The sequence below is a fragment of the Flavobacterium channae genome (genome assembly GCF_021172165.1).
Taxonomy (GTDB): Bacteria; Bacteroidota; Bacteroidia; order Flavobacteriales; family Flavobacteriaceae; genus Flavobacterium; species Flavobacterium channae.
On the sequence record NZ_CP089096.1, the window covers coordinates 1568187 to 1579989 of the forward strand.

12 protein-coding genes are annotated in these 11803 nt (G+C 31.1%); 7 read left to right on the top strand and 5 right to left on the bottom strand.

What is annotated here, in order from left to right:
* The first annotated feature begins 77 nt into the window (after positions 1-77).
* The 7 genes from LOS89_RS07220 (at position 78) to LOS89_RS07250 (ending at position 7743) form a co-directional block, all read left to right on the top strand.
* Positions 78-836, top strand: coding sequence for a Rossmann-like and DUF2520 domain-containing protein (locus LOS89_RS07220; RefSeq protein WP_231834616.1), 759 nt, complete (start codon positions 78-80; stop codon positions 834-836).
* Positions 820-1347: a KdsC family phosphatase gene (locus LOS89_RS07225; RefSeq protein WP_231834617.1), complete on the top strand. Its 528-nt coding sequence runs from the start codon at positions 820-822 to the stop codon at positions 1345-1347. Before LOS89_RS07220 ends, LOS89_RS07225 begins: the two co-directional genes overlap by 17 nt.
* A 36-nt stretch (positions 1348-1383) precedes the next feature.
* Complete coding sequence (locus LOS89_RS07230; protein ID WP_231834618.1) at positions 1384-2307, top strand: geranylgeranylglycerol-phosphate geranylgeranyltransferase; 924 nt, start codon at positions 1384-1386, stop codon at positions 2305-2307.
* Positions 2300-2884: a Maf-like protein gene (locus LOS89_RS07235; protein ID WP_231834619.1), complete on the top strand. Its 585-nt coding sequence runs from the start codon at positions 2300-2302 to the stop codon at positions 2882-2884. Before LOS89_RS07230 ends, LOS89_RS07235 begins: the two co-directional genes overlap by 8 nt.
* The gene (locus LOS89_RS07240) at positions 2877-3413 is read left to right on the top strand and encodes a mechanosensitive ion channel domain-containing protein (protein WP_231834620.1); all 537 of its coding nucleotides are present in this window, start codon (positions 2877-2879) and stop codon (positions 3411-3413) included. Before LOS89_RS07235 ends, LOS89_RS07240 begins: the two co-directional genes overlap by 8 nt.
* Positions 3414-3498: 85 nt before the next feature.
* Positions 3499-5946 carry a PIG-L family deacetylase gene (locus tag LOS89_RS07245; RefSeq protein WP_231834621.1) on the top strand — a complete coding sequence of 816 codons (2448 nt, stop codon included), beginning with the start codon at positions 3499-3501 and terminating at the stop codon, positions 5944-5946.
* A gap of 111 nt (positions 5947-6057) precedes the next feature.
* A complete protein-coding gene (locus tag LOS89_RS07250; RefSeq protein ID WP_231834622.1) occupies positions 6058-7743 on the top strand; it encodes a sodium:solute symporter family protein in 1686 nt (561 codons plus the stop codon).
* A gap of 57 nt (positions 7744-7800) precedes the next feature.
* Here the strand turns inward: LOS89_RS07250 and LOS89_RS07255 are convergent, their stop codons facing one another.
* The 5 genes from LOS89_RS07255 to LOS89_RS07275 form a co-directional block, all read right to left on the bottom strand.
* Positions 7801-8502, bottom strand: a complete 702-nt coding sequence (locus tag LOS89_RS07255) for a sulfite exporter TauE/SafE family protein (protein WP_231834623.1) — start codon at positions 8500-8502, stop codon at positions 7801-7803.
* Between the two features lie 36 nt (positions 8503-8538).
* A complete protein-coding gene (locus LOS89_RS07260; RefSeq protein WP_231834624.1) occupies positions 8539-8988 on the bottom strand; it encodes a FixH family protein in 450 nt (149 codons plus the stop codon).
* Between the two features lie 106 nt (positions 8989-9094).
* Complete coding sequence (gene ccoG / locus LOS89_RS07265) at positions 9095-10513, bottom strand: cytochrome c oxidase accessory protein CcoG (RefSeq protein ID WP_231834625.1); 1419 nt, start codon at positions 10511-10513, stop codon at positions 9095-9097.
* Between the two features lie 64 nt (positions 10514-10577).
* On the bottom strand, positions 10578-11540 hold the full coding sequence (locus LOS89_RS07270; RefSeq protein WP_231834626.1) for a cbb3-type cytochrome c oxidase N-terminal domain-containing protein: 963 nt from the start codon (positions 11538-11540) through the stop codon (positions 10578-10580).
* A 90-nt stretch (positions 11541-11630) separates the two neighbouring features.
* Positions 11631-11801: a CcoQ/FixQ family Cbb3-type cytochrome c oxidase assembly chaperone gene (locus LOS89_RS07275; protein WP_231834627.1), complete on the bottom strand. Its 171-nt coding sequence runs from the start codon at positions 11799-11801 to the stop codon at positions 11631-11633.
* Between the last annotated feature and the right edge of the window lie 2 nt (positions 11802-11803).

Here is an 11803-nt window from a genome sequence, read left to right on the forward strand (position 1 = left end):
TAAATGCTTAAATAAAAAGCTATAATCTTATCCAATTTTCATTACAAAATTTCCTCAAAATTCACTAATTTAGCCACATGATAAAAGTCGTACTTATTGGTTCAGGTAATGTTGCACAACACTTAATTCAGGTGCTGTTACAAAGTAAAGAAGTGGATTTGGTACAAGCATTTGCTCGTAATCCAAGTCATTTATCGCATTTACTTCCTTCAACTAAAATCACATCAGATTATCAAAAAATAACGGAAGCGGATTTGTATATAATTTCGGTTACAGATAATGCTATTGCGGAAGTTTCGTCACAATTACCATTTGAAAATCGTTTGGTCGTGCATACTTCGGGTTCGTCAAATATTTCCGTTTTAAATGAGAAGAATAGAAAAGGTGTTTTTTATCCGTTACAAACCTTCACTAAAGGAAAAGATATCGACTTTACTCCTATTCCTATTTGCTTGGAAGCTGAAAATGAGGCCGATTATGAACTATTAGAAAAATTAGGCAATTGCATATCACAAAAGGTAGTTCACATTTCATCGGAACAACGAAAAAGTTTGCATGTAGCCGCTGTTTTTGTTTGTAATTTTGTAAATCATTTGTACCAAATTGGCAATGAAATTTGCGAAGAAAACAATGTTCCTTTTGAAGTATTACATCCTTTAATTCAGGAAACAGCACACAAAATCACAGAACTTTCGCCTAGAGAAGCACAAACGGGACCAGCTTTGCGAAATGACACCAAAACCATTGAAAAACATTTGGATTTCTTAGAAAATCAAGAATATAAAAACCTATATCAATTACTTACACAATCGATACAACATGTCAAAAAGTTATAAAGAACTCATGAACCAAATCAACACTTTTGTCTTCGACGTAGATGGAGTGTTAACCGACGGAACTATTCACGTAACACCAACAGGAGAAATGCTTCGTAATATGAACATTAGAGACGGCTATGCTATGAAAGCAGCTGTTGAAAATGGTTATACGGTTTGCATTATTTCTGGAGGAAGTAATGAAGGCGTTCGTGTTCGTTTACGAAATTTAGGAATCACTGATATTCACTTAGGCGTACCAAACAAAGTAGAAACGTTTAAAGAATTCACTGATATTTACAATATTCAACCTGAAAATGTGTTATACATGGGAGATGATATTCCAGATTATCATGTAATGCAATTGGTGGGATTACCAACTTGTCCACAAAACGCAGTTCCCGAAATTAAAGGAATTTCGAAATATGTTTCACATGTTGAAGGTGGAAAAGGTGCTGTTCGTGATGTAATTGAACAAGTTATGAAAGTGCAAGGCAAATGGATGGAACATTTTGATGCAAAATTTGATTAATTATAAACCATAAATTAAAAAAGATAAACACAAAACATGAAATACTTAAAATTAATTCGATACCAAAATTTATTGATGCTTGCTTTTATGCAATTGGTTTTTCGTTATTTACTTTTAAAACAATCTTATGTTGATTTAGCCTTAACCGATTTTAATTACATTTTACTAGTTATTGCAACGATTTGTATTGCCGCTGGTGGTTATGTAATTAATAATATTATGGATCAGGACACCGATGAAATTGCAAAACCGCAAAATCGTGTGGTTGGTGTTTCAATCTCAGAAACGGTGGCGTATAATTGGTACATTGGGTTAACCATTGTTGGTGTTGGAATTGGGTTTTATCTTTCTAATGTCATTTACAAACCTACTTTTGCTTCGATGTTTATTTTAGTAGCGACTTTACTTTACATGTATGCAACAAGTTTTAAACAAATTCCGGTTTTAGGAAATGTTGTGGTAGCTTTAATGCTATCTACAAGTATTGTAATTATTGGTTTGTTTGATATTTTACCTGCAATAGATATTGATAATCGATTCCGAATGAAAGAGGCTTTTGGTATTTTAACTCACTATGCCATTTTTGCCTTTATCATTAATTTAATTCGCGAAATTGTAAAAGATTTAGAAGATATAGATGGCGATTATCAATCAGGAATTAACACCTTACCTATTGCCATTGGAATTAAAAAAACCAAAATAATTGTTGGCGTTTTAACGGTAATTTCAATTGCTTTATTAGCCTATTACGTAAATGCTAACTTTTTTGAATTGGATTATGTGGTGTATTATGCAATGGTTTTAATTGTTGGTCCTCTGATTTATTTTGGAGTAAAATTATTAAATGCGGCAACTAAGAAAGAATTTCATCATTTGAGTTTGGTTTTAAAAATTATCTTGTTTTTTGGTATATTATCAGTTGCAGTAATCGTTTACAATTTAAAATTGATCAATGCTTAAAGAAAAACTAAATACAATCAACATTATTTTAGCTTCGGGTTCGCCAAGAAGACAACAATTCTTTAAAGAAATGGATTTGCATTATACCATTCGTTTAAAAGAAATTGAAGAAATCTATCCCGAGCATTTAAAAGCGGAAGAAATTACCAACTTTCTTGCTGAATTGAAAGCAAGTGCTTTTGAAAACGAATTGAATGCAAATGATGTATTGGTAACTAGTGATACTATTGTTTGGTTAAATGGTAAAGCATTAGGTAAACCAAAAGATTATGCAGATGCTTTTAAAATGCTACAAGAACTTTCAAATAAAACCCATGAAGTAATTACTTCGGTTTGTTTGAAAACAATCGAAAAAACAGAAGTTTTTCATTGTGTTACGAATGTGACTTTTGCGAATTTATCAGATGAAGCCATTGCCTATTATCTAGATAATTACAAACCATTTGACAAAGCCGGAAGTTACGGTATTCAAGATTGGATTGGTTTAATTGGAATTTCAAATATTGAAGGTTCTTATACCAATGTTGTAGGCTTACCTACCGAAATGTTATTTCAAAAATTGCTAAACTATGTTTAAACATATAGAAAATCCATATTTACATGAAGAAATTGCCACATTAGTGGTAATACTTGTATATGTGATTCTTAGAATAAGTATAGCTAAAATTGTAAGACGTTTTGCCCGATTAAATGAAGTTTTAGAGCATAGAACAAATTTAATTATCAAGTACATCAATTTACTACTTAGCATACTTGCTTTAATTTCTATTACTATCATTTGGGGAGTTAAAAAAGACCAAATTTTATTATTTATTTCGTCTGTATTTGCAGTTGTAGGTGTTGCCTCTTTTGCCCAATGGTCAATACTTAGTAATATTACAGCCGGAATTATTATTTTCTTTTCTTATCCATTTAAAATTGGTGATCGAATCAAAATTCATGATAAAGATTTTCCAATTGAAGGAGAAATTGATGATATCAAAGCTTTTTATGTAGTTTTAAAAACTATTGATGGCGAACTCATTACTTACCCAAATAACCTACTAATGCAAAAGGGAATTTCAGTAATTTATAAACCAACAGAAGAAAAAGAATTTTTTGATTAAATCAATTTATAAAAAACTGTTAAAAAGGAAGGGTTTAAATCTTCCTTTTTTTTATTTCCTTATTTTTGAAACAAAACCAAATACAATGAGCAGAAGAATTACTTCAATCTTTATACTATTTATTTCACTAACCATATTCGGACAAGCGCCTCAAAAACCAAATGCTGTTGAAATTTACGAGCAAGTTCAAAAGTTAAATTTTCTAGGAAAAGTATTGTATGTTGCGGCACATCCTGATGATGAAAATACAAAACTTATAACTTATTTTTCAAATCATTATCATGCACAAACTGCTTATTTATCGTTAACTCGTGGTGATGGTGGTCAAAACTTAATAGGAACTGAATTAAGAGAAAAATTAGGCGCAATAAGAACACAAGAACTTTTAGCTGCACGTAGAATTGATGGTGGTGAACAGTTCTTTACAAGAGCTAATGATTTTGGTTTCTCAAAAGAACCTAATGAAACTTTTTCCATTTGGAATAAAAATCAAGTTTTAGAAGATGTTATTCAGGCTATTGAAACATTTCGACCAGATATCGTTGTAAATCGTTTTGCACACAATACACCTGGAACAACTCACGGACATCATACTGCTTCGGCAATGTTGAGTTTGGAAGCTTATGATTTAGTTAAATACAAACCAAAACGTGTGTTTTTTAATACTTCTTGGTGGTTTTACGGAAGTCAAGAAGCATTTGATGCTGCTGATAAATCGAAATTATTAGCTATAAATTCGAATGTTTATTATCCGTTAAAAGGAAAAAGTAATAACGAAATTGCCGCTTTAAGTAGAAGTCAACACAAATGTCAAGGTTTTGGAACTCTAGGAACACGTGGTGATGAAACCGAATATTTGGAACTTTTAAGAGGAGATTTACCAAGCAACACGAATCTTTTTGAAGGCATTGATACATCATGGAATCGTGTAAAAGGTGGTGCTGAAATTGGAAAAATTCTTATTGCAATTGAAAAAAACTTCAATTTTAGCAATCCATCAACTCATATTCCTGATTTAATTAAAGCTTACGAATTAATTCAAAAATTAGAAGACTCACATTGGAAAGAAATCAAATCAAAACAAATCATCAAAATTATTGAAGCTTGTAGTGGTTTATATTTAGAAGCTGTTGCAGATACAGAAACGACTACTAAAGAAAGTAAATTCAATCTTAATATTGAAGTAATCAACAGAAGTCAATCTAATGTAAAATTGATTGGAGTAAATGCTGTTAACATTCAAAATGAAGCTAAAAATGTCGTTTTGAAAAATAACGAGCGACTAAATTTTCAATTTAAAGAAGTATCAGTTGGCAAGAATGTTGATTATTCGAACCTGTTTTGGTTAAAAGAAAAGCAAACCGAAGGTATGTATACAGTTTCGGATAAATCAATCAGAATATTACCTGAAATCACAACGAATTTCCCAGTAATTTTCACTGTTGAAATTGAAGGCAAAACACTAGAAATTGTAAAAAACATTTGTTACAAATTCAACAATCCTGATGATGGCGAAACATATGTTCCTTTTACTGTTCTACCAACATTTACAACTACAATTGAACCAAAAGTATTGATTCTTAACTCAACACAAGCAAAAGAAATAACGGTTGTTGTAAAAGCACACAAAGCAAATGCTTCTGGAAAATTATCTTTGGATATTCCGACAGATTGGAAAGTGAGTCCAACAGAAATTCCATTTGAAATTGCCACTAAAAATGAAGATAAGAAGTTCACTTTTACCTTATATCCTACTAAAAAAGAAATAACAACTAAAGTAACTGCCAAAGTAACTTCAAACAATGAAGTATTAGACAAAGAACTAATTACTATTCAATATCCTCATATTCCTAAACAAACTATTTTAGTTACTTCTGAAGCTAAAATTGTAAAATTAGATATCGAAACCAAAGGGAAAAATATTGGTTACATAATTGGCGCTGGAGACGAAGTAAATAAGAGTTTAGAAAATTTAGGATTTACAGTTACTACTATTAATCCAAATGAAATTACAGATGATAACTTAAAAAAGTTTGATGCTATTCTTCTAGGAATTAGAGCATTTAATGTGGTAGACGAATTAAAATACAAAAACAAAACCTTATTCAATTATGTAGCAAATGGCGGAAATTTGATTGTACAATACAATACAACAAATAATTTGGTTACTAAAGAAATTGCGCCTTACGAATTAGTGCTTTCAAGAGATCGTGTTACAAATGAAAATGCAAAGATTACTTTTTTAAATCCAACACATAAAGTACTGAATCAACCAAATAAAATAACGGAAAAAGACTTCCAAGGTTGGGTTCAAGAGCAAGGTTTGTACTATCCAAATAAGTGGAGTAATGAATTTATTCCTATTTTAGCCTCAAATGATGAAGGAGAAACATCTAAAACTGGAGGTTTAGTAATTGCTAAACATGGAAAAGGAAATTATATTTACACTGGTTTAAGCTTTTTTAGAGAATTGCCAGAAGGCGTTAGTGGTGCATTTAGATTATTAGCAAACATAATAGCATTAGATAAATAGAAATTATGGATAACGAAAAACATCAATGGGAAAAAAGCTATAGCATTGTACTTATACTAAATGCTATTTATATTCTTCTTTTCTATTTAATAATGGAAATTTACACCTAATATGGAAATTTTAGATTGGATTGTATTATCTACAACACTGTTTTTTATTGTAATTTATGGTGTAATTAAAACAAAAGGAAGCGCTAACGTAGAAGATTATCTTTTAGATAATAATCAAACACCTTGGTTCACCGTTGGAATTTCCGTTATGGCTACTCAAGCAAGTGCTATTACATTTCTATCAACACCAGGTCAGGCTTATCATGACGGAATGGGATTTGTTCAATTCTATTTTGGATTACCATTAGCCATGATTGTTATTGCCTATACTTTTATTCCTATTTACCACCGATTAAAAGTATTTACAGCTTATGAATATCTAGAACAACGATTCAATATCCAAACCAGAACATTAGCTGCAATATTATTCTTGGTACAAAGAGGACTTGGAACCGGAATAACGATTTATGCGCCTTCTATTATTTTATCAGCGCTTTTGGGTTGGAACCTAACCTTCTTAAATGTTATCATTGGAATATTAGTAATCATTTATACGGTTACTGGAGGAACAAAAGCAGTAAATATTACTCAGAAGCAACAGATGTTTGTAATCATGCTGGGAATGTTTGTGATTTTCTTTTATATCCTTACCAATTTACCAGAAGATGTTGATTTTTCTAATGTATTGCATATTGCTGGTGCCAATGGAAAAATGGATATCTTGGATTTTTCATATAATCCTGAAACGAGATATACTTTTTGGAGTGGAATTACCGGAGGTTTCTTTTTGATGCTTTCTTACTTTGGAACCGATCAATCACAAGTAGGACGTTATTTATCTGGAAAGTCAATTAAAGAAAGTCAAATGGGATTGATAATGAACGGTATTTTAAAAGTTCCTATGCAATTTTTCATCTTATTGACTGGAGTTTTGGTTTTTGTTTTCTTTCAATTTAACGATGCTCCATTGCATTTTAATCCTACCAATGTTCAGAAAGTAAAAGCATCAGAACATAAAACAGAATATGAAAATTTAGAACAAAAATTAGCTGTTTTAAACACAGATAAAAAAATTGTCAATCAAATTTACATTGAACAACTTAAGCATAACGAATACGACAATCCAATTCTAAAGAAACAAATGGTTGCCCTTTCGCTTAAAGAAAAAGATTTAAGAGAAGACGCTAAAGATGTGATTAAAAAAGTAGATGGAAAAACAGAAACCAATGACAAAGATTATGTGTTTTTGTATTTCATTCTAAATTACCTTCCAAAAGGACTTTTAGGCTTGCTTTTAGCCGTTATTTTTAGTGCTGCTATGTCATCAAGTGCTTCTGGTTTAAATTCATTAGCAGCAACTTCTGCTATTGACATTTATAAACGTAATGTAAATTCAAAATCAGATAAACATTATGTTCATGCTACTCAATATTTTACTGTTTTTTGGGGAATTGTAGCTATAGGATTTGCGTGTATTAGTTCGCTTTTTGAAAACTTAATTCAATTGGTAAACATTATAGGTTCTATATTTTATGGAACTGTTTTAGGAATTTTCTTAATTGGATTTTATATCAACTACGTAAAAGGAAAAGCCGTTTTCATTGGAGCTTGTTTAAGTCAGTTAACCATCTTCTACATCTTTTATTTGGATGTTGTTGGGTATTTATGGTTGAACTTTATTGGAGCTTTATTAACTATTGGATTGTCTTTGTTACTACAAAAATCGTTTAACAACGCTGATAAATAAAAAAGAGTGCTGAAAAGCTAACCTCAGCACCCTTCTTACCTATTAACTAAAAAAACATTAGTGACAATTGGCTTCGGATTGTACAAATAAACTCATATTACTTGGTGATAAATATGGGATATCCAATCCTAAACCTCTTATTATGAACAACATTCCTATAATTACTGCAACATACGGAATTACTTTTTGAAGCGCTCCTCTGAATGAAAAAGTAATTAAATTTGAAGCATAACTTACTGCTACCATCATTGGAATTGTTCCAATCCCAAAAAGCAACATATAAGTAACTCCTAAACTAATATTTTGCATGGCTATAGCTCCAAAAAGGGCTACATAAACCATTCCGCATGGTAAAAAACCATTTAATAAACCTATCGTATAAAGCGATTTATAACTTCTGTTTTTAAACTGTTGGCCTAAACTCGATTTTACTTTAGTAATTAGCCTATAGACTGGTTTTGAAAAGTTATATTTTGCGAATATTTTCTCTGGAATAATTGCAATCAGTATCATCAATACACCAACAATAATAGACAATTGCTGTTGCATTCCTGCTAAGTAAAAACTTCTACCTAGTAAACCAAAAATTAAACCTAATGATCCGTAAGCAGTTAATTTACCAATGTGATAAGTTAAAATCTGTGATGCTTTTTTGGCTTCATTATTTCTATCTAAAGGTAACATCATAGCAATAGGACCGCACATTCCGATGCAGTGAAAACTACTGATTAACCCAAATATAAAAGCAGAATATAACATCAATAATAAATATCAAATTCAAATTTCAAAATTGGACTATTCAATTCTAAATGAATCTTTGTTTAAATAATTAACTCCATCATAATTCCAATCTATAGAAATGTCCCAAAGACCGCCAGGCAAATTACTTTTAGGTATGAGCAAATGTGGACTAGAAAGTGAAATCGGAATTTCAAAATCTAATTTCTGACTTGACGGTCTATATAAGGACACTTTTCCATTTATTTTTGCAAAATCAAAATCTGAAGGAAACTGAATTTTAAGTCCTTCAGCAGTGCTTTCAATTACAACTTTATTTGTTAATGCATTTGCATTTTCTTGTTTTTCAATATCACCTTGAACAGTTGCCTCTTGTTTATAATAATCTTCAACAACTAATTCATGATCGTATTTGTCATTAGATTGCACTTTAAAAACATACGACAATATAAATGCCATAAATAATGCAAAAGCTATGACTATTCCTGTTCCCCAATTAAATTTCATATGTTTAAATTTTATTCATTGTTGGTAACATATGTTATCGCCTTTTTAATTATTGGTGTTTGCTTAAGCAAACTTATTTTAGTGGCGATTTCATAATTATACTTTTTTAATTAAAGTTTCTTGGTCCTTGGAAATTTGTTGCTGTTTCTTCAATCAACTTATCTCCGTTATATAATTCCAATTTTAAATGTACTTTTTCTTCTTTTAGAGAACTTTCAGGAATATCAATATAAATTGTTCCACTCGCTAAACCTTGTTTTGGTACTTTTATAACTGGACTTCCAATTAATTTTATTTCACCTTTATAATTTACAATCTTAATCGTAACATTATCAAAAGCTTCATCAGTTTTATTGACTACTTTGTAGGTGTAAAAATTTCTAATATTATCGCCGTTGTGTTGGAACAATTGACCCGACATTGGTAAAAAGTTAGCTTCAACATCGTTTCGTAAAAACAGCATTCCAATTAAAATAGCTACTAAAAGTGTTAGTACACCAATGTAACCTTTCATACGAGTAGTTAACTTGAATTTCTCTTTTTTAACTATCTCATCTTCACTTGCATATCGAATTAAACCTTTCGGTAATCCTACTTTTTCCATAATAACGTCACATTCATCAATACAAGCAGTACAATTGATACACTCTAATTGCGTTCCGTTTCTAATATCGATTCCTGTAGGACAAACTACCACACATTGATTACAATCGATACAATCACCGTGACCTAATGCAGTTCTGTCTTCACCATTACGCCATTTCTTTCTTCCGTTTGCACCTTCTCCTCTTACGTGATCGTAAGCAACATTGATTGATTTATTGTCTAATAATACACCTTGCATTCTACCGTATGGACAAGCTATAATACAAACTTGCTCTCTAAACCAGGCAAATACAAAGTAAAAAACTCCAGTAAATATTAATAGAGCAATTAATGTACTTAGGTTTGAGAATGGACCTTCGGTAATCATTTTGATTAATTCGTCGCTACTAATTAAATAAGCCAAGAAAACATTCGCAATGAAGAATGAAAAAATAAAAAAGATAGTCCACTTGGTAACTCTTTTTCTTATTTTTTCAGCATTCCACTCCTGTTTTGACAAACGTAATTGTGCTCCTCTATCTCCATCAATCCAATATTCAATTCGTCTAAAAACCATTTCCATAAAAATAGTTTGCGGACAAAACCAACCACAAAAAATACGACCAAAAGCAACCGTAAATAAAGTCAACCCTACTACTCCAATTATCATTGAAATAACGAACAAATGAAAGTCTTGTGGCCAAAATGCAAATCCGAAAATACTAAAGCGTCTTTCTAAAACATTGAACATTAAGAACTGGTTTCCATTCACTTTCACAAATGGAGATGCAATTAAAAACAGTAATAGAAAATAGCTTAATAATTTTCTCTTTTCATAGAAAGGTCCTGAAGGTTTTTTAGGATGTATAAAATTCCTTTTCCCTTCTGCATTAATGGTCGCAATTGTATCTCTAAAACTTTCGTCTGGTAAATTTGACATGATAATTAAGTTTTTAGTTTAAAAAGGGTTTCGGTTGTTTCCAAAACCCTTTTATATACTTGCATTATTTTTTTACTGGTAATTCGGTAACAACAGAATCTATTTTCGTCTCTATTACAGACATAGACTCCGTAGAAGGTTTAGTTTCAGGTGTCTCTTTCCAAATTTCTCCTTCAGCAGCTTTTGCTCCAGCAGGTTTACTACCTTGTAATGTTAAAATATAACTCGCAATATTTTGAATATCAGATGAAGACAAGTTTTTATTCCAAGCTACCATTGAAGGGTTATTTTTACTTCCTTCAGATATTAATTTGAAAATATTTTTAATACCTCCACCATTAATCCAATACTCGTCAGTTAAGTTTGGTCCAACTAAACCTCCACCATCTGCTTTGTGACATGCAGCACATGCATTTGTAAAGATTTCTTTCCCTTTTGCCAATTTAGTAGCATCAGTAACAGCAACAACTGTTTCATAGCTTACCTCATCTTCTGCGCTTTTAGGCATTTTAGACTTTTCTAATTCAGCTAATTCAACTTCATTTTTAAATTCTTGTTCTTGGTCGTATTCATTCATCACATGGAAACGAACCATATAAACCAATGCAAAAACAATTGTACCGTAGAACAAATACACCCACCATGGTGGCAAAACATTGTCTAACTCTTTGATACCATCGTAATCATGCTCTAGCATAATATCATTTTCACTTTCAATTTCTTTTGAACGTGTAAGTTTGCTAACCAAGTTTTGGTACCATTTGCTTTCTGTGAAAGAAACCGACTGTGCTTCTTCTAATTGTTTCTTTTGTTCATCTGTTAAAATGTGATACGTTACTTTATCAACAGCATCAACAACGATTTCAATTGCAATTAGTAAAAATAAGAACACTCCTAAAAACAAAGCAACCATTGGAAACTTGATGAAGGCTGGCCTATCTCCCGAATCGATAAAATATTCCAAAGCTGCAAAAACAATTGCAAACAGTAATGGAACTCTTACGTATGATGGAATTAATTTTTTCATATGTTGAAATTTTTGTGTTATTTGAATCTGAACAACCATTAATAAAAGCCTCATGGTTGTTTCAGCTTCAGTATAATTATAGATTTTTGTTTATTCGTCGTTTAAAGGCATTTCACTAATTTCTTTAATCTTTTCTTTGCTATAAGTAAATGCCCAAAGAGTGAACAATACGAACGCAGTAAAGAAAATCGTTAACGAAATAATCGGATAAATTTCTACTCCCGTTATGGTTTCTAAATTATGTTTTATAAACTTCAGCATAA